The sequence below is a fragment of the Variovorax sp. UC74_104 genome, assembly GCF_044055375.1.
Classification (GTDB): domain Bacteria; phylum Pseudomonadota; class Gammaproteobacteria; order Burkholderiales; family Burkholderiaceae_C; genus Variovorax.
Genome location: NZ_CP171978.1, coordinates 653790 through 671342, shown reverse-complemented (window position 1 = coordinate 671342; position 17553 = coordinate 653790). Strand labels below are relative to the sequence as shown.

The window sequence follows — 17553 nt, the reverse complement described above, 5'->3', positions numbered from 1 at the left end:
TCTCCGTTGATGCCGCAGGGATTGTCGGCCAACACGCGCGGACCAAAAAAAAGCGCCCTCGCGGGCGCTCGAACGCTGGAGAAGGCAGTCCGGTTCAGGACTGCTTGCCTTGCAGCAGACCGCTGAGCGAGCCCAGCAGGTCGTCATGGTTGCCCAGCCCCTGGTCGGGGATCTTGCCGTGCGGCGTGAGCTGGTCGATGAGCGCCGGCAGCATGGTGGCCAGCATCGGCAGCAGCGTCTGCGCGTTGATGCCGAGCTTGGACGCGATGCTCGCGATGGTGTCGCTGCCCAGTGCGTTCTGCAGCTGGTCGCCCGAGACGGGCTGGTTTTCTCCCTTGCCGATCCACGAGCCGATGACGTCGCCCATGCCGGCCTGCTCGAACTTCGAGACCAGGCCGCCGAGGCCGCCCACGCTGCCGTTGTTGGCGAGCAGGCCGCCCAGCGCGCCGGCCAGGCCTCCCAGATCACCCAAGCCGCCGAGGCCTCCACCTTGCGGCTGCTGCTGTTGCGCAGCGCCTCCGAGCACCTGACCGAGTACCGAATCGAGCAATCCCATGGCTGTTTCCTTGGTGTGTGACAGAACCGCCAACATTGTTAAATGCCGCGGACCGTAAGTCGAAAGTGGCACGCCACTTTCGAACTGGCAACGTGACAAATTACTTGGTACGCGCCGTCCGTTTGGCCAGCAACGCGGGGCTGACCCCCTGCACGCCCACCAGGCCGAGCACGGTGACGAGCGAATTCTGCGCGCCTTTCCATGCATCTGTCATGTCAATGGACTCGTTCAGCGAATGGAATCCGGAGGCCTTGCCGCCGCCGCCCACGATGATGGCCGGCACGCCCATCGAGATCGGCACGTTGGCATCGGTGCTGCCGCCGCGCAGCAGCGTCCTGTGGCCGAAGGCGGCGTTCGAGCGGACCGCGGCCTCGACGATCGCCGAGTCGGACGGCGTGCGGCCGCCGGGGCGCTCGCCGATGAGCCTGACGCTCGCTCCCAGAGTGCTCACGTTCCAGCGCTTGTTCTCCTCGGCCACGGCTTCGTCGATGGCGGCGAGGATCTTCTTCTCGGTCTCCAGCAGCGAGCCCATGTCGTCCGAGCGGATGTCGATGGCCATGCGCGCATCGGGCGCGATGGTGTTGACCGAAGTGCCGCCGCCCACGGTGCCGACGGTGAACGTCGTCTTCGGGAAGCTCGGCGTGCGGATGTCGGCGATCTTCGCGATGGCGCGGCCCATGCCGTGGATGGCGCTGGGCACGAGGCCGAAGGCGCCGAAGCTGTGCCCGCCCGGCCCCTGGAACGTGACCTCGTAGCGATGGCTCGCGGTGCCCAGCACCAGCACCGAGCCGGGCGCCGAGGGCTCGAGCCCCACCATGCCGTCGATGTCGAGGTGGTCGCGGAAGATCGCCTTCATGCCGCGCAGGTTGCCGAGCTCTTCCTCGCCGACGTTGGCGACGAACATCAGGTCGCCCACCGTCTGCACCTTGTTGTCGTTGAGCACCTTGAGCCACGACAGCAGCACCGCGAGGCCGCGCGTGTCGTCGGCGATGCCCGGTGCGTGGAGGCGGCCGTCGCGCTCCTTCACCTTCACGTCGGTGCCGGCGGGGAACACGGTGTCGAGGTGGGCCGAGACCAGCAGCTTCGGGCCGCCACCCGTGCCCTTGCGCACGCCGACCACGTTGCCTTCGGCATCGATCTTCGCGCTTGTCAGGCCGAAGGCCTTCATGCGCGCGAGGAAGGCCTCGGCGCGCTTCTGCTCCTTGAAGGGCGGCGCCTCGATCTCGGTGAGCATCTTCAGGTCTTCCACCGAGCGCTCGTGGTCGGCCTTCACCGCGTCCAGCAGCTTCTGGATCGCGGGCGAGGCCATCAGTTGGGTGTAGGCGCGGTCGACCTCCGGGCTGACCTGGGCGGGCGTCGGTGCGACGGCCGTGCTCTGGGCGAGCGCGCCCTGCGTGGCGCACAGCAGCGCCGCAAGAACCAGGGGAGCAAGGCGCAGCGGACCGGTCGACTTGGGCATGGGCTCGGAAGTCCTTCTTTTGTTTTAAAGGAGTAACGATTGTTTCCCAGGCTTTCCGCGCGCGCGTTGCGGAAAACACTCACCGGAACGGCGTTCCGGGTCTTTCGGTCCGGCGGCTGGACGCTCGCTAGAGGCCGCTAGAGGCCGGCCAGGGACACCAGCGCGGCCAGCGCCGCCGTTTTCGGCGCGCAGCACGCGCGCGCCCAGGGTGACGGGAGCGAAGCCGCGCGCGATGGCCTGCTGCTCCTCGGCGGCGCTCAGGCCGCCTTCCGGGCCGCTCAGCACGGTCACGCCCTGCCCGTCCGTGGTCATGCCGGCGAGGCTTCGCGTGCCCTCGGCGAGGCTCAGCACGAGGCGCGCGGCCGGGGCGCCGGGGCCGCCCTGCGCTTCGAGCCAGGCGGAAAAGGACTGCACCGGGTGGATCGCCGGCACGCGGTTGCGTCCGCACTGTTCGCAGGCCGCGATCGCGATGGCTTCCCAGTGCGCCCGCTTCTTCTCGGCGCGCTCGCCCGCCAGGCGCAGCACGCCGTGGGCCGTGGCCAGCGGCTGGATGCTCGCCACGCCGAGCTCGGTGGCTTTCTCGACCAGCCAGTCCATGCGCTCGTTCGCCGGCATGCCGACCGCGAGGTGCACGGCACGCGGCGCCTCGCGCTCCACGGCGAGGTGCGCGCCGACCGTCACCGAGACGTCGCTGCGGCCCATGCGCTCGACCGTGGCCGCGTACTCGCCGCCCGTGCCGTCGAACAGCGTGAGCGCGTCGCCGGGCTGCATCCGCAGCACCTGCACATGGCGGGCGGCACCGGACGGCAGCGCGAGGCTGGCGCCGGCGCTCAGGGGCACGGAGCAGTGAAAGCGCGGCATGCTACGGAATCGATAGCTGCAAACGACCGTTGCGCGGGCGTCACAGCGTGGTGCTTTTTCAGTTTCCCTTCAGACACGGCCGTAGGCGAAGCCCGTGATGGCCGAATTGCCCTCGACCTCGTCGATAGCGCGCGAGAGCGGCGTCAGCTCGGTGTAGCGGCTGGCAGTGGCGCGGATGTAGGCAATGAAGCGCGGCGTGTCGGCCAGGTACCTGGGCTTGCCGTCGCGCAGCGTGAGGCGCGCGAAGATGCCGGCCACCTTCAGGTGGCGCTGCAGGCCCATCCATTCGACCGCGCGGTAGAAGGCGCCGAAGTCCTCGTCGACCGGCAGTCCCGCCTTGCGCGCCGCCTGCCAGTAGCGCACGGTCACGTCGAGCACGAACTCCTCGTCCCAGCTCAGGAAGGCATCGCGCATCAGGCTGGCGATGTCGTAGGTGACGGGGCCGTAGACGGCGTCCTGGAAGTCGAGCACGCCCAGGCCCGCCGCATTCCCTGTCATCAGATTGCGCGGCATGAAGTCGCGGTGCACGTAGACGCTGGGCGATGCGAGGTTGTTCTCGACGATCAGCTTGAAGCTGCGGTCGAGCCGTTCCTTCAGCTTGCCCTCGACGGCGATGCCGCGGTGGCGGCCGATGTACCACTCGGGGAAGAGGGACAGTTCGCGCTCCAGCAGCGCCCGGTCGTAGGGCGGCAGCACGCCGGGCTTCGAGGACAGCTGCCAGCGGATCAGCGCGTCGATGGCCTGGTCGTAGAGCGGGCGGGCGGCGCGCGGGTCGGCCGGGTCGATCACGTCCAGCATGGTCTGGCGGCCCAGGTCGTCGAGCAGGAGGAAGCCGTTGGGCTTGTCCCATTCGAGCACCGTGGGAGCGAGCACGCCGGCGGTGGCCATCAGCTGCGCCACCTGGACGAAGGGGGCGCTGTTTTCCTTGTCGGGCGGGGCGTCCATCACGATGCGCGTGGGCGCGGCCGGGTCGGTGGTGTCGAGGCGGAAGTAGCGCCGGAAGCTCGCGTCGGCGGAGGCCAGGCGCACGGTCTCGGGCAGCAGCCGGTGGGCGGGCGCGACGGCCGCCAGCCAGGCCCTGAACACCTCGGCTCGCTGCGGATCGGTCCAGGAAATGGGTTCGGCGAGGCTTGGGGCCAATGCGGCCGGGGGCGGGGGTGCTGTCATGGATAATCGATTCTACAAATCCGCCTGGCGCGGCAATCCCCCTTGGCCGGCCCCCGGCCGATGCGGATCGCCGCCGGCCCCTGCAACCCGCCGGCCTGCCGCGCCGTCCCCGACGACCTTTCGTTCCGAACCGATGCCTACGACCCAAAGCCCCCACGCTTGGCACCTTGTGCGCTCGCTGCTCTCCATGGGAGAGTCGCCGGCTTCCCTCGGAATGGCCGGGCGGGAGGCCTGATGAGCCGACGTCGTGTCGTCCCGCGGCGCTCCGGCCCGCCGCCGCTGCCGCTGGCAGTCCTGTCGCTGGCGCTGATGCACGCGCACGGCGCGTCCGCGCAGCCGGCCGGCAATCTCGAGGGGCCGCTCACGCTGAAGCGCACGCCGCTGCTGACCGAGACCCTGACGCCCGCCGACCGCAGCCAGATGCCCAGCCTGGTCACCGGCGACCGCATTTCCGGCCGGCCCGACCTCGAGACCGTGGTCGAGGGCAACGCCACGCTGCGCCGCGGCGCTGTGTCCATCACCGCCGACCGGCTCGAGTACTACCAGCCCGACGACCGCGCCAAGGCCACCGGCAACGTGCGGGTCAACCAGGCCGGCAACATCTATGAAGGCCCCGAGCTGCAGCTCAAGCTCGAGACCTTCGAGGGCTTCTTCAACAACGTGCGCTACAAGTTCCTCGCGAACGAGGCGCACGGCGAGGCCAAGCGCATCGACTTCGTCGACGCCAACGTGTCGATCGCCCGCGAAGCCACCTACACCACCTGCCGCCGCGAGGACTTCCCCGGCTGGATGCCCGCCTGGCTGCTGACCGCGGCCTCGATCACCACCGACACCGAGGAGAACGAGGGCATGGCGAAGAACGCGCGCCTGAGCTTCATGGGCATCACGACGCCGCCCATTCCGAGCGTGAGCTTCCCGCTGTCGAACGACCGCAAGAGCGGCCTGCTGCCGCCGACCGTCGGCATCGACAACACCAACGGCATCGAGATCGCGCAGCCGTACTACTGGAACATCGCGCCGAACCGCGACGCCACGTTCACGCCGACGCTCATGAGCAAGCGCGGCATCAATTTCAGCAACGAGTTCCGCTACCTCGAGAAGGAATACAAGGGAACCGTCCGCTTCGACCTGATGGGCAGCGACCGCCTCGTGGGCGACCGCTACAACGAACTGCGCGCCAGCCAGCTCCAGCAGCTGATCAACGGGCAGATCACCGCCAGCAGCCTGACCCCCGCACCCAAGAACACCCGGCGCTGGGGCCTGTGGCTCAACCACCACCAGGATTTCGACGCCAAGGCGCTGGGCCTCGATTCGCTGTCGGCCAACATCAACATCAACCGGGTGAGCGACGACGACTACTGGCGCGACTTCACCCGCACGCCCTCGCTCGCGCAGCGCCAGCTGCCCAACGACGCGTCGCTCAACTGGAGCAAGGGCGACTGGAGCGGCATGGTCCGGGCGCTGAAGTACCAGAACCTGCAGTACAACCTGTCGCCGATCGTGCCCGCGTACGACCGGATGCCGCAGATCACGGCCAACTACAACAAGTACGACTGGCATGGCTTCGACGTCGCGCTGAACCTGGACTACACGCGCTTCCGCGTGAACAGGCTCTCGTCGACGCAGCTCGGCTACGACTTCAACCAGCAGTCGCAGCCCGACGGCGACCGCGCGATGGCGGTAGCGACGATCAGCCGGCCCTTCATCACGCCGAGCACGTACGTCATCCCGAAGCTGATCCTGAACGCGGCCTCGTACAACTACTACGTGCCGCAGTCCGACATTCCGAAGCTCACGCTCAACGGCGTGCAGTACGTCAACGGACAGGTCTACAACCCGAATTCGCTGTACTTCTTCCCGACGTCCAGCAACCGGACGGTGCCGACCTTCAGCCTCGACAGCGGCCTGACCTTCGAGCGCGACGCCAGCTACTTCGGCCGCGCCTTCCGCCAGACGCTGGAGCCGCGCGCGTACTACGTCTACACGCCGTACCGCAACCAGAGCATGCTGCCGAACTACGACTCGGCGGCCAACGACTTCAGCTTCGCGACCATCTACACCGAGAACGCGTTCTCCGGCGGCGACCGCGTCTCCGACACCAACGCGCTCACGCTGGGCGTGACCTCCCGCCTGATCGACCCCGATACCGGCGCCGAAGCCGCGCGCTTCGGCATCGCGCAGCGGCTGCGCTTCAGCGACCAGAAGGTCACGCTGCCGGGCGGCACGCCGGTGACCGACCGCGCGAGCGACCTGCTGCTGGGCGCCACGATCAACTGGACGCCCAAGTGGAGCCTGGACACCCTCGTCCAGTACAACCCCGACACCCGCAAGTCGGAGCGCTCGGCCATCAGCGCGCGCTACAACCCCGAGCCGTACCACAACCTGAGCGCGGCCTTCCGCTACCAGGCGCCCAGCACCCCGACGGCGACCGACGGCAACAAGTCGATCGACGTGGGCTGGCAGTGGCCGCTCAACGACCTGTGGGGCGACAAAGGCAAGAACCTCGGCCCCGGCAAGGGCCAGGGCGGCGGCCGCTGGTATGCGGTCGGCCGGCTCAACTACAGCCTGCAGGACAAGAAGCTCACCGACGGCGTGCTCGGCTTCGAGTACGACGGCTGCTGCTGGATCGGGCGCGTGGTGCTGCAGCGCACCACCACGGGCCTAGTGACGGCGAACACCCGCATCATGTTCCAGCTCGAATTCGTGGGTTTCTCCAGCATCGGCTCGAGCCCCATGCAGACCCTGCGGCAGAACATCCAGCGCTACGAACCCCTGCGCCAACCGGGCGAAGCGCCGAGCCGCTTCACCAACTACGACTGAGACGACTGACTGAGCGACGCCATGAAACACATCCGTTCCATCATGACCCTGGGCTGTCTCGCGGCAATCGCCGCCACCGCGGGTGCGCAGGGCTATCGTCCCGGTACCGGCATCACCGACATCATGCGCGCCGGCCCGCGCCTGGGCCCGCCGGCGGCGCGCCCCTCCGCCGCCGCTCCCGCGGCGCCGCCCGTGCAGCGCTCGGCCGAGTTCATCGTCGCGCTGGTCAACTCGGAGCCGATCACCAACACCGACGTGCAGTCGCGCGTGTCGCGGCTGATCAAGGAGAACCCCGACGCCGAGCGCGTTCCCCGCGGCGAGCTCACGCGGCTCGTGCTGGAACGGCTGATCACCGAGCGCGCGCAGCTGCAGCTCGCCAAGGAAAACGGCATCAAGGTCGACGAAGTGGCCATCGACCAGGCCGAGCAGACCGTGGCGCGCCAGAACGAGATCAGCCTGGTCGAGCTGCGCCGCCGCGTGGCTGCCGAAGGCATCGCGCAGCAGGATTTCCGCAACGACCTGCGCGACCAGCTGCTGCTCACGCGCCTGCGCGACCGCGAGGTCGAGGCGAAGGTCAAGATCAGCGACGCCGAGGCCGACGAATACCTGCGCGACCAGCGCAACACCTCCGTCAAGAACGCTGCGCTCGAGAACCTGAACCTCGCGCAGGTGCTGGTGGCCGTTCCCGAGAACGCCACCGACGCGCAGGTGGCCGCCGCGCAGAAGAAGGCGCAGGACATCGCCCAGCGCGCCCGTTCCGGCGAAGACTTCGCCAAGCTGGTGCGCGAGAACTCCGATTCGCCCGACCGCGGCAACGGCGGCGCCATCGGCATGCGCAGCGCCGACCGCTATCCGTCGCTGTTCGTCGAGGCCACGCAGTCGACCGCCGTGAACGGCATCGCCGGGCCGGTGCGCTCCAGCGCTGGCTTCCACGTGCTCAAGGTGCTGGCCAAGGCCCAGATCGGATCGGGCGACGCCACCGTGACCCAGACCCAGGTGCGCCACATCCTGCTACTCAACGACCCCAAGCGCACCACGGCGCAGGCGGTGGCGCAGCTGGCCGAATTCAAGCGCCGCATCCAGGCCGGCACGGCCGACTTCGCCGGCCTCGCCCGCGACAACTCGCAGGACGGCAGCGCCAAGCAGGGCGGCGACCTCGGCTGGTCGCGCCCGGGCCAGTTCGTGCCCGAGTTCGAGGAAGCCATGGACCGGCTCTCGCCGGGCCAGATCAGCGATCCCGTGGTGTCGCGCTTCGGCGTGCACCTGATCCAGGTGGTGGGCCGCCGCGATTCCAAGCTCAGCCAGTCGGAACAGCGCGAAGCCGCGCGCGCCGCGCTGCGCGAACAGCGCGTGGAAGAGGCCTTCACCACCTGGGTGCAGGAAGTGCGCGCGCGCGCCTACGTCGAATACCGCGACCCCCCGCAGTCCTGATGGCACACCCCCAGGCTGCGCGCACTTCGTGTCGCTTTGCCAACCCCCTTGCAGGGGGCAACACCAGCGGCCCGGCAAAGCCGGCTCCGCGGTGTTTCTGGCACGGCATCCCTTTCACGTCGATGGTGGTTTGACGGCATGGCTCAGCACATCGCGAGGAAGCGGTTCGGGCAGCATTTCCTGTCCGACGGCGGGATCATCGATGCGATCGTGCGCGAGATCGCGCCGCAGCCGGGCGACGCCATGGTCGAGATCGGGCCGGGGCTCGCGGCGCTGACGCAGCCGCTGGTGGAGCGGCTGGGCCGCCTCACCGTGATCGAACTCGACCGCGACCTCGCCAAGCGACTGCGCGAGCATCCGCAGCTCGACGTGGTCGAGTCCGATGTGCTCAAGGTCGATTTCGCCGAACTGGCCGCGAGGTTCCCGGCCGGCAAGCCGCTGCGCGTGGTCGGCAACCTGCCCTACAACATCTCCACGCCGATCCTGTTCCATCTGCTTGGCTGCGCCCATCTGGTCGCCGACCAGCATTTCATGCTGCAGAAGGAAGTGATCGACCGCATGGTGGCGAAGCCCGCCACCTCGGACTACAGCCGCCTGAGCGTGATGCTGCAGTGGCGCTACGAGATGGAGAACGTGCTGTTCGTGCCGCCGGAGAGCTTCGACCCGCCGCCGCGCGTGGACAGCGCGGTGGTGCGGATGGTGCCGCTGGCGGTGCCGCCGGCGGTCGATGCGCAGCTCCTGGGCGAGATCGTACAGGTGGCCTTCAGCCAGCGCCGCAAGCTGCTGCGCCACACGCTGGGCAAGTGGCTGCAGGAGAAGGGCTTCGCCGGCGACTTCGACACCCAGCGGCGGGCCGAGGAAGTGCCGGTGGCCGAATACGTGGCGCTGGCCCAGGCCCTGCCCCGATGAAAAAGCGCGCCGTCGGCGCGCTTTTTGTTTGTCGGCCGGCAGGCTTGCCGGCTTCTTTTCTTCTCGTCAGGCGGCGGCGAGCCAGTAACCTGCGTTGAAGGGGCTGCTCATGCGCAGCGCCAGGGGCGAAACGTCGACCAGTTTGTCGGTCGGCATCTTTTCGCCGGCCGGCTCGGCAGCGGCGGCTGCCGCGGTGTTCACTTCGATGCCATCGAGGGTTTCAACGTTCGGTTGAGCCTCGTTCGCCCGTTCTGCTTGGCTGGTGGATGCAGAACGGGCTACAGAAAAGAATAGAAGCACCGGAACGGGACCTTGCGGTCGCCCCAGTAGTCCGAGGCGTCGCGGAAGATGTCGAGCAGCTGCTCGCGGGCTTCCTTGTCGAACTTGGCGTTGGCGGGGATCTGCTCCAGCACGATGACGAATCCCGGCTGCGGGCCCGATTTATGCAACGGGTCGGTCATGCAGTCGTACAGCGCGTCGAAGTTCTTCCCGAAGTGGGCCGGGAACGTGAACTGCTGGGCGATCAGGTCGAGCACGTCCTGCTTGGTCTGGGCGTTGCCCAGGTTGGCGTACAGGAAGTGCTGGCCGGCCGCGTTGGCTGCGTCCTGCAGGTCGTTCACGCGGAACGCGCGGATCGATTGCACGATGTTCGGGCGTACGGCACGAAGGGATAAGGTCATCTCCGCTGGTCTTTCCATAGTCATCATCATTTCGTCGGGGCGCTTCGAGGCGCCGCTCAGGTCGTTTTCATCGCTCATGGCGCAATCCGTCTGAAGCTCGCGTAGTGGTCTGCGGTGTACCAGCAGGCCTCGGGCGCGGTGCGCTGCTCGCCGCCGCAGACGATCCGCCTTGCACCACGGTTGCGCGAACCGGGCGTCGTCACCGTGTATTCACGGTAGTGGCCGCGGCGTGCCGGCGGCAGAAGACGCTCGCGATTGCCGAACACCGTGCCGTCCTTGTCGTACCTGAAAGGGCCGCCATCGAGGATGGCGCGGTAGGTCTGCTGGCCCTGCGCCGGCAGCTCGGACAGCGCGATCGTTTCCTCGGCGGACGTTTTTCCGGCGCCGAACCATCCGCGGGCCTCGGCCCCCGTCGTCAACGCGACCAGCATCAGACTGGTGAGCGCAAACTTTGTGACAGAGGACGTGATCGAGGCGTAAGCCGCCATGGGGCACCACAAGAAAAGAGCGGGGGGTTCGAATTGGCGATCAACGTCGGGGTTAACCCGCAAATTCAAGCCCGCGAGTGTGCACCACGCTGGCGAAAATAGCAAGCGACTGCCCAAAGTTTGAGCAGTCGCCAGGGGTATCGAATGGCTTTTTAAGTTGGCGGCCACTCTCGCCAAATGGCCTATCTCTCCGCGTTTGCGTCGGCGACTGTCAAGGCTGTCATGTTCACGATGCGCCGAACAGTCGCGCTCGCCGTGAGAATATGCACAGGTTTGGCCGCACCGAGCAGGACCGGGCCGATCGCGATGTTGCCGCCCGCCGCCGTCTTGAGCAGGTTGTAGGAAATATTGGCCGCGTCGATGTTGGGAAAAACCAGCAGATTGGCGTCGCCCGCCAGCGCGCTGTGCGGCATGACGACCGCGCGCTGCTTGCTGTCGAGCGCCACGTCGCCGTGCATTTCGCCGTCCACCTCGAGCCAGGGCGCCTGCACGCGCAGCAGGTCGAGCGTGCGGCGCATCTTGATGGCGCTGGGGCCGTTGCTGGTGCCGAAGTTGGAGTGCGACAGCAGCGCCGCCTTCGGCTTCAGGCCGAAGCGCATCATTTCCTCGGCCGCCATGGTGGTGATCTCGGCCAGCTCCTCGGGCGAGGGGTCGTAGTTGACGTGCGTGTCGACCAGGAACACCTGGCGGTCGGGCAGCAGCAGGCCGTTCATGCAGGCGTACACCGGCACGTCCTGCGGGGTGCTTTCGCAGCCGCCGGGGCGCTTGCCGATCACCTGGTCGATGTAGTGCAGGTGGTTGGCGGTGGTGCCCCAGGTGCCGCAGATCAGGCCGTCGACCTCGCCCTTGTGCAGCAGCATCGAGCCGATCAGCGTCAGGCGGCGACGCATCTCGATCTTGGCGACCTGCACCGTCACGCCCTTGCGCTCGGTCATGCGGTGGTAGGTCTGCCAGAACTCGCGGTAGCGATGGTCCTGCTCGACGTTGACCACGTCGTAGTCCAGCTCCTCCTTCAGGCGCAGGCCGAATTTCTCGATGCGCTGGGCAATGATGGCCGGGCGGCCGATGAGCGTCGGGCGCGCCACGCCCTCGTCCACCACGATCTGGGCCGCGCGCAGCACGCGCTCTTCCTCGCCTTCCGAGTAGGCCACGCGCTTCTTGCTGGCGCGCCGGGCGGCGTCGAAGATGGGCTTCATCGTGGTGCCCGAGGCGTAGACGAAGCTCTGCAGCTTGTCGCGGTAGGCGTCCATGTCCTTGATGGGGCGCTGCGCCACGCCGCTTTCCTCGGCCGCCTTGGCCACGGCCGGCGCGATCTTCATCATCAGGCGTGGGTCGAAAGGCTTCGGAATCAGGTATTCGGGGCCGAAGCTGAGCTTTTCACCGACGTAGGCGGCGGCCACGCGCTCGCTCTGCTCGGCCTGCGCCAGGTCGGCGATGGCGTGCACCGCGGCGATCTCCATCTCGTCGGTGATCGTCGTCGCGCCGCAGTCCAGCGCGCCGCGGAAGATGTACGGGAAGCACAGGACGTTGTTGACCTGGTTCGGGTAGTCGGTGCGGCCGGTGGCCATGATCACGTCGTCGCGCACCGCGTGGGCGTCTTCCGGAGCGATCTCGGGGTTGGGGTTGGCCAGCGCGAAGATCACCGGGCGCTTGGCCATCTTGGCCACCATGGCGGGCTTGAGCACGCCGCCGGCCGACAGGCCCAGGAACACGTCGGCGCCCTCGATCACCTCGCCGAGCGTGCGCGCGTCGGTCTTCTGCATGAACTGGCGCTTGTCGTCGTCCATCAGCTCGGTGCGGCCTTCGTAGACCACGCCGGCCAGGTCGGTGACGAACACGTTCTCGCGCTTCAGGCCCACCTTGAGCAGCAGGTTCAGGCAGGCCAGCGCCGCGGCGCCCGCGCCCGAGGCGACCAGCTTGACCTCCTCGATCTTCTTGCCGGCCACCTTCAGGCCGTTGACCATGGCGGCCGCCACGGTGATGGCCGTGCCGTGCTGGTCGTCGTGGAAGACCGGGATCTTCATGCGCTTGCGCAGCTCGCGCTCGACGTAGAAGCAGTCCGGCGCCTTGATGTCTTCGAGGTTGACGGCGCCGAAGGTGGGCTCCAGCGAGGCAATGATGTCCACCAGCTTGGCCGGGTCCTTCTCGTCGATCTCGATGTCGAACACGTCGACGCCCGCGAATTTCTTGAAGAGAACGCCCTTGCCTTCCATCACCGGCTTGGAGGCCAGCGGGCCGATGTCGCCCAGGCCCAGCACGGCGGTGCCGTTGCTGATGACGGCCACGAGGTTGCCCCGGGAGGTGTACTTGAATGCGTTGGCCGGGTCCTTGACGATCTCCTCGCAGGGAGCCGCCACGCCGGGCGAATAGGCCAGCGACAGGTCGCGCTGGTTGATCATCTGCTTGGTCGCCGCGATGGCGACCTTGCCTGGAACGGGAAACTCGTGGTACTCGAGGGCGGCACGGCGCAGTTCTGCGCGCTTGTCTTCGGGCGTGGGAGTCGATGAGGTCGAGGGGGTCGAATCTGACATGTGCCGTAGCTCCTGGTGGCGCTTCTTCTGGGGGCGCCGATTGTAGACCTCGCGCATGACGCCCTAGGCCGCATGGCCAGGGGTTCCCATGACCAATAGCACGGGTGTTTTCCCGGGCCCGTGTGGCAATATGCGCAGTTCGGACAGAACCTGAAAAAACCTCAAGAGGAGCGACCGACCATGGCCCTGATGGATTTCATCAAGAAGCAGTTCATCGACATCATCCAGTGGACCGAGACCGGCGACGGCACGCTGGCCTGGCGCTTCCCGATGGCGGAGATGGAAATCCAGAACGGCGCCTCGCTCACGGTGCGCGAATCGCAGGTCGCCGTCTTCGTCAACGAGGGCAAGGTGGCCGACGTGTTCGGCCCCGGCATGTACAAGCTCACGACGCAGACGCTGCCCGTGCTCACGTACCTGAAGAACTGGGACAAGCTGTTCGAGTCCCCCTTCAAGAGCGACGTCTACTTCTTCAGCACCCGCCAGCAGGTCGACCAGAAGTGGGGCACGCCCCAGCCGATCACCATCCGCGACAAGGACTTCGGCGCCGTGCGCCTGCGCGCCTTCGGCAACTACTCCTTCCGCATCGGCGATGCCAAGGCCTTCCACACCGAGATCTCCGGCACGCGCGACACCTACACCGTGGCCGACCTCGACGGCCAGCTGCGCGGCCTGGTGCTGCAGAACATCAGCAACGCCATCGCCTCCAGCGGCGTGCCCTTCCTGGACCTCGCGGCCAACCAGATCCAGTTCGCCCAGGCGCTCGCCGCCCAGCTGGTGCCCGAGTTCGAGAAGATCGGCATCAAGCTCGAGAACATCACCGTCCAGAACGTCTCGCTGCCCGAAGAGCTCCAGAAGATCCTCGACCAGAAGATCGGCATGGGCATGGTCGGCAACGACATGGGCAAGTTCATGCAGTACCAGACGGCGCAGGCCATTCCCAAGTTCGCCGAGGGCGCGGCTGGCGGCGGCAGCGGCATCGCGGGCGACGCGATGGGCCTGGGTGCCGGCGTGGCGCTCGGCCAGGTGCTGGCGCAGAACCTCGCGCAGGGCCTGAGCCCCAATGCGGCGGCCGCCGCTGCGGCGCAGCAGCAGCAACCGGCGGTGGCCGTGGTGAGCGCCGCCGATGTGATGACCACGCTGGAAAAACTCGGCGAGCTGAAGACGAAGGGCATCCTCACGCAGGAAGAGTTCGACGCCAAGAAGGCCGAACTACTCAAAAAGCTGGTCTGACGCGGCGCCATGTTCCGCACAGCGCCTGACGCCCCTTCGACGGGCGTCGGAAGCCTCGTTGGCTTGAAAGACTCGTGGCCGCCCGCGCCATGGCTGATGAGACGCCATGGCTGAGGAAACCGGCAACCAACGCTACTACCGAGCGCCCTGCCCCGGCTGCGGCGCGCCGGTCGAATTCCGATCGGCGCAATCGACGCACGCGGTCTGTCCCTACTGCCAGAGCACCGTAGTGCGCCAGGGCGACACGCTCGCGCGCACCGGCAAGATGGCGGAGCTGTTCGACGACTTCAGCCCGCTGCAGCTGTTCGCCGCCGGCCGGATCCAGGACAAGCCCTTCACGCTCATCGGCCGGCTGCAGTACACCTATCCCGGCGGGCGCTGGACCGAATGGATCGCCGCGCTCGACGGCGACCGTACCGCCATCCTCAGCGAGGACAACGGCGCCTACGTGTTCGCGCTGCCCTTCGACCTGCAGCGCGCCGCGCCCCCGCCTGTCGACCTGCGCGTGGGCGCCACCAGCGCCTTCGCCGGCCAGAGCTACACCGTCACTTCGAACGAGCAGGTGGCGCTGACCTCGGCGCAGGGCGAACTGCCGCACCTGCCCGAACTCGGCCGGCCGTTCGCGATGGTCGAGCTGCGCAACGACCGCGGGCTGGTGCTCAGCATCGACTACGGCACCGCCAAGCCCAGCGCCTATCTCGGTCGCTCGGTACAGCTGGAAGACCTCCAGCTCACCGGCCTGCGCGCCGAATCCGCCAAGGACGAAAAAGGCCGCAGCTTCAACTGCCCCAACTGCGGCTCGCCCGTCACGGTCAACCTCGCCGACAGCAAGAGCATCACCTGCGGCTCGTGCAACAGCATCATCGACCTGTCGCAGGGCATCGGCGGCGAGCTCAAGCACGCCACGCAGGACGAGCCGGTTCGCCCGCTCATCGCGCTGGGCAGCATGGGTCAGCTGCAGGGCGCGCAGTGGCAGGTGGTGGGTTTCCAGCACCGCATGGGCAGCGAGCCCGGCGACGACGAGCACTTCGGCTGGGACGAATACCTGCTCTACAACAACAAGCGCGGCTTCAGCTTCCTGGTGGACGCCGAGGACGGCTGGAGCATGGTCAAGCCGACCACCGGCGCGCCCGTGATGGCCGAGAGCGGCAACACCGCCACCTACCTCGGCAAGCGCTACCAGCAGCAATACGCCTACAACGCCGAGACCACCTACGTGGCGGGCGAGTTCTACTGGCAGGTCGAGCGCGGCCAGAAGACCTTCAACCGCGACTTCGCCAACGGCGGCGCGCTGCTGTCGATGGAGCGCTCGGCCAACGAGCTGACGTGGTCCTCCGGCAGCAAGATCGACAGCGGCGCGGTCGCCACCGCCTTCAAGCTCGATGCGCGCAAGGACATGTTCAAGCGCGCCGACGCGCTGCCGGTGAGCGCCGCCTCGGGGCTGGGCTGCGGCACCATCATCCTCATCATCGTCGTGATCATCATCGTGCTGATCATCCTGAGCACCTGCTCCAGCAGCGGCGGCTCCGGCTATCGCAGCTCGGGCGGCTCGTATGGCGGCTACTCGAGTGGCGGCGGCCACAAATGACGGCGAAGATGCGCGCGATGCTCTCTCTAACTACTGCTACGACTGGAGGTCCCCATGGGATTTGAATGGCTGAAACCGGGCGTGGTCCTCGGATCGCTCGTGTACGCGCTGATCGGCGTCGTGATCTTCTGGCTCTGCTTCCTGATCATCGACAAGATCACGCCCTACGACCTGTGGGGCGAGATCGTCGAGAAGCAGAACGTGGCGCTGGGGCTGGTGGTTGCCGCGATGAGCCTCGGCATCAGCATCATCGTGGCTGCTGCAATCCATTGAGCGACGCGGCCCTGCCCGCGCGCACCCCGGACGCGCGGGGGCCGCAACCGATCGAGATCGCGCTGCTCGCCAGCGTGTTCGTGGTCGCCGCCTGCGGACTCGTCTACGAGCTCACCGCGGCCGCGCTCAGCTCCTACCTGCTGGGCGATTCGGTGCTGCAGTTCAGCACCATCATCGGCACCTACCTGTTCGCCATGGGCGTGGGCTCGTGGCTCTCGCGCTATTTCGAGCGGCAGCTGCCCGCGCACTTCCTCCGCATCGAACTGCTGGTGGCGCTGATCGGCGGCGCGCTGCCGGCCGTCCTGTTCCTGGCCAACGCCTACGTGCCGGGCGCGTTCCGGCTGCTGCTCTACGGCCTGGTGATGGTCGTGGGCACGCTGGTGGGGCTCGAAGATCCCGCTGGTGATGCGCATCCTGAAGCGCAACATCGTGCTCAAGAACCTGGTGTCGCAGGTCCTCACCTTCGACTACCTCGGCGCGCTGGCCGTGTCGGTGGCGTTTCCGCTCATCCTGGTGCCGCAGCTCGGCATGATCCGCACCGGCCTGCTGTTCGGCTTCATGAACGCGGCCGTGGCTGTGTGGGCGCTGTGGCTGTTCCGCCATGAGCTGCGCCGCGTGGGCGCGCATGCCGTGGCCTGTTTTCTCGCGCTGGCGGCGCTGGTGGGCGCCTTCGTCGGGGCCAACCACATCACCACGCTGGCGGAAGACAAGTTCTATCAGGACCGCATCGTCTTCAGCGCCACCTCGCCGTACCAGCGCATCGTGGTCACGCGCGGGCTGCTGGGGCACCGGCTCTTCCTCAACGGCAACCTGCAGTTCGCCGAGCGCGACGAATACCGCTACCACGAGGCGCTGGTGCATCCGGTGATGGTGGCGCAGGGCGCGCCCAAGAAGGTTGCGGTGCTCGGCGGCGGCGACGGCATGGCGGTGCGCGAGATCCTCAAGTACCCGTCGGTGGAATCGGTCACGCTGGTGGAGCTCGATCCGAACATGACGAAGCTCTTCACCGAGCACGAGACGCTGGCTGCGCTCAACGGGCATTCGCTGTCTTCGCCGAAGGTGAAGATCGTGAATACCGATGCCTTCCAGTGGCTGCAGCAGCCTGGTGACATGTATGACGTGATCGTGGTCGACTTTCCGGATCCGACCAACTTCGCCATCGGCAAGCTCTACACCAACAGCTTCTACGCGCTGCTCGAGAAGCGCCTGTCGGCCAGCGGCTATGCGGTGATCCAGACCACCTCGCCGCTGGTGGCGCGCAAGAGCTACTGGACCGTGGCGACGACCATCGAGTCGGTCGGCCTGCGCGCCACGCCGTACCACGCGCACGTTCCCAGCTTCGGCGAATGGGGTTACATCATCGCCAGCCGCAGGCCCTACCGCATGCCCGATGCGCTGCCGCAGGGCCTGCGGTTCCTATCCCCGAGCACGCTGCCGCTGATGTTCGACTTTCCGCTCGACATGGCGCGCGTGCCGGCGGAAGTGAACCGGCTGTCGAACCAGATCCTGGTCACCACTTACGAGCAAGAGTGGGGCAAGGTCATGGCTCACTAGCCC

13 protein-coding genes and 2 pseudogenes are annotated in these 17553 nt (G+C 67.4%); 7 read left to right on the top strand and 8 right to left on the bottom strand.

Annotated features, from left to right (window positions below; translation table 11 throughout):
• Window positions 1-94 precede the first annotated feature (94 nt).
• The 4 genes and pseudogenes from ACHMXA_RS03295 to ACHMXA_RS03280 all read right to left on the bottom strand — a co-directional run bounded on the left by ACHMXA_RS03295 (window position 95) and on the right by ACHMXA_RS03280 (window position 4043).
• Window positions 95-556, bottom strand: coding sequence for a YidB family protein (locus ACHMXA_RS03295; RefSeq protein WP_206169463.1), 462 nt, complete (start codon window positions 554-556; stop codon window positions 95-97).
• A 100-nt stretch (window positions 557-656) separates the two neighbouring features.
• Window positions 657-2015 (bottom strand): M20/M25/M40 family metallo-hydrolase, encoded by a 1359-nt coding sequence (locus ACHMXA_RS03290; RefSeq protein ID WP_395318439.1) that lies wholly within the window; start codon window positions 2013-2015, stop codon window positions 657-659.
• A 137-nt stretch (window positions 2016-2152) separates the two neighbouring features.
• A pseudogene (locus ACHMXA_RS03285) lies at window positions 2153-2876 on the bottom strand (16S rRNA (uracil(1498)-N(3))-methyltransferase).
• 69 nt (window positions 2877-2945) lie between these two features.
• Window positions 2946-4043, bottom strand: a complete 1098-nt coding sequence (locus ACHMXA_RS03280; RefSeq protein WP_395318437.1) for an aminoglycoside phosphotransferase family protein — start codon at window positions 4041-4043, stop codon at window positions 2946-2948.
• A gap of 234 nt (window positions 4044-4277) precedes the next feature.
• Between ACHMXA_RS03280 and ACHMXA_RS03275 the strand changes: the two genes are divergently transcribed.
• From ACHMXA_RS03275 to rsmA, 3 genes are all read left to right on the top strand, one after another.
• Complete coding sequence (locus ACHMXA_RS03275) at window positions 4278-6863, top strand: LPS-assembly protein LptD (RefSeq protein WP_395318435.1); 2586 nt, start codon at window positions 4278-4280, stop codon at window positions 6861-6863.
• Between the two features lie 21 nt (window positions 6864-6884).
• Window positions 6885-8294, top strand: a complete 1410-nt coding sequence (locus tag ACHMXA_RS03270) for a peptidylprolyl isomerase (RefSeq protein WP_395318433.1) — start codon at window positions 6885-6887, stop codon at window positions 8292-8294.
• Between the two features lie 138 nt (window positions 8295-8432).
• Window positions 8433-9203: a 16S rRNA (adenine(1518)-N(6)/adenine(1519)-N(6))-dimethyltransferase RsmA gene (gene rsmA / locus ACHMXA_RS03265; RefSeq protein ID WP_395318431.1), complete on the top strand. Its 771-nt coding sequence runs from the start codon at window positions 8433-8435 to the stop codon at window positions 9201-9203.
• A gap of 66 nt (window positions 9204-9269) precedes the next feature.
• Here rsmA and ACHMXA_RS03260 read toward each other — a convergent pair whose 3' ends face one another.
• From ACHMXA_RS03260 to ACHMXA_RS03245, 4 genes are all read right to left on the bottom strand, one after another.
• Window positions 9270-9503: a hypothetical protein gene (locus tag ACHMXA_RS03260; protein WP_176664992.1), complete on the bottom strand. Its 234-nt coding sequence runs from the start codon at window positions 9501-9503 to the stop codon at window positions 9270-9272.
• Complete coding sequence (locus ACHMXA_RS03255; RefSeq protein ID WP_086011111.1) at window positions 9482-9907, bottom strand: barstar family protein; 426 nt, start codon at window positions 9905-9907, stop codon at window positions 9482-9484. The genes ACHMXA_RS03260 and ACHMXA_RS03255 overlap by 22 nt, the downstream gene beginning before the upstream one ends.
• 50 nt (window positions 9908-9957) lie before the next feature.
• Window positions 9958-10371, bottom strand: a complete 414-nt coding sequence (locus ACHMXA_RS03250) for a ribonuclease domain-containing protein (RefSeq protein WP_176665360.1) — start codon at window positions 10369-10371, stop codon at window positions 9958-9960.
• Between the two features lie 182 nt (window positions 10372-10553).
• A complete protein-coding gene (locus ACHMXA_RS03245) occupies window positions 10554-12902 on the bottom strand; it encodes an NADP-dependent malic enzyme (RefSeq protein ID WP_395318429.1) in 2349 nt (782 codons plus the stop codon).
• Between the two features lie 180 nt (window positions 12903-13082).
• Here ACHMXA_RS03245 and ACHMXA_RS03240 point away from each other — a divergent pair, with 180 nt between their 5' ends.
• The 4 genes and pseudogenes from ACHMXA_RS03240 to ACHMXA_RS03225 all read left to right on the top strand — a co-directional run bounded on the left by ACHMXA_RS03240 (window position 13083) and on the right by ACHMXA_RS03225 (window position 17550).
• Window positions 13083-14135 (top strand): SPFH domain-containing protein, encoded by a 1053-nt coding sequence (locus tag ACHMXA_RS03240; RefSeq protein ID WP_176665358.1) that lies wholly within the window; start codon window positions 13083-13085, stop codon window positions 14133-14135.
• A gap of 106 nt (window positions 14136-14241) precedes the next feature.
• Window positions 14242-15723, top strand: coding sequence for a DUF4178 domain-containing protein (locus tag ACHMXA_RS03235; protein WP_395318427.1), 1482 nt, complete (start codon window positions 14242-14244; stop codon window positions 15721-15723).
• A gap of 54 nt (window positions 15724-15777) precedes the next feature.
• Window positions 15778-15996 carry a DUF350 domain-containing protein gene (locus ACHMXA_RS03230; RefSeq protein WP_019653703.1) on the top strand — a complete coding sequence of 73 codons (219 nt, stop codon included), beginning with the start codon at window positions 15778-15780 and terminating at the stop codon, window positions 15994-15996.
• Window positions 15993-17550, top strand: a pseudogene (locus ACHMXA_RS03225) (polyamine aminopropyltransferase). Before ACHMXA_RS03230 ends, ACHMXA_RS03225 begins: the two are co-directional and overlap by 4 nt.
• Window positions 17551-17553: the final 3 nt, after the last annotated feature.

Bases quoted from the DNA above. Each gene is read 5' to 3' on its own strand.
- ACHMXA_RS03230 (WP_019653703.1), top strand. From the start codon at position 15,778: ATGGGATTTGAATGGCTGAAACCGGGCGTGGTCCTCGGATCGCTCGTG.
- ACHMXA_RS03275 (WP_395318435.1), top strand. From the start codon at position 4,278: ATGAGCCGACGTCGTGTCGTCCCGCGGCGCTCCGGCCCGCCGCCGCTG.
- ACHMXA_RS03245 (WP_395318429.1), bottom strand. From the start codon at position 12,902: ATGTCAGATTCGACCCCCTCGACCTCATCGACTCCCACGCCCGAAGAC.
- ACHMXA_RS03280 (WP_395318437.1), bottom strand. From the start codon at position 4,043: ATGACAGCACCCCCGCCCCCGGCCGCATTGGCCCCAAGCCTCGCCGAA.
- ACHMXA_RS03240 (WP_176665358.1), top strand. From the start codon at position 13,083: ATGGCCCTGATGGATTTCATCAAGAAGCAGTTCATCGACATCATCCAG.
- ACHMXA_RS03295 (WP_206169463.1), bottom strand. From the start codon at position 556: ATGGGATTGCTCGATTCGGTACTCGGTCAGGTGCTCGGAGGCGCTGCG.
- ACHMXA_RS03235 (WP_395318427.1), top strand. From the start codon at position 14,242: ATGGCTGAGGAAACCGGCAACCAACGCTACTACCGAGCGCCCTGCCCC.
- ACHMXA_RS03255 (WP_086011111.1), bottom strand. From the start codon at position 9,907: ATGACTATGGAAAGACCAGCGGAGATGACCTTATCCCTTCGTGCCGTA.
- ACHMXA_RS03270 (WP_395318433.1), top strand. From the start codon at position 6,885: ATGAAACACATCCGTTCCATCATGACCCTGGGCTGTCTCGCGGCAATC.
- ACHMXA_RS03290 (WP_395318439.1), bottom strand. From the start codon at position 2,015: ATGCCCAAGTCGACCGGTCCGCTGCGCCTTGCTCCCCTGGTTCTTGCG.
- ACHMXA_RS03250 (WP_176665360.1), bottom strand. From the start codon at position 10,371: ATGGCGGCTTACGCCTCGATCACGTCCTCTGTCACAAAGTTTGCGCTC.
- rsmA (WP_395318431.1), top strand. From the start codon at position 8,433: ATGGCTCAGCACATCGCGAGGAAGCGGTTCGGGCAGCATTTCCTGTCC.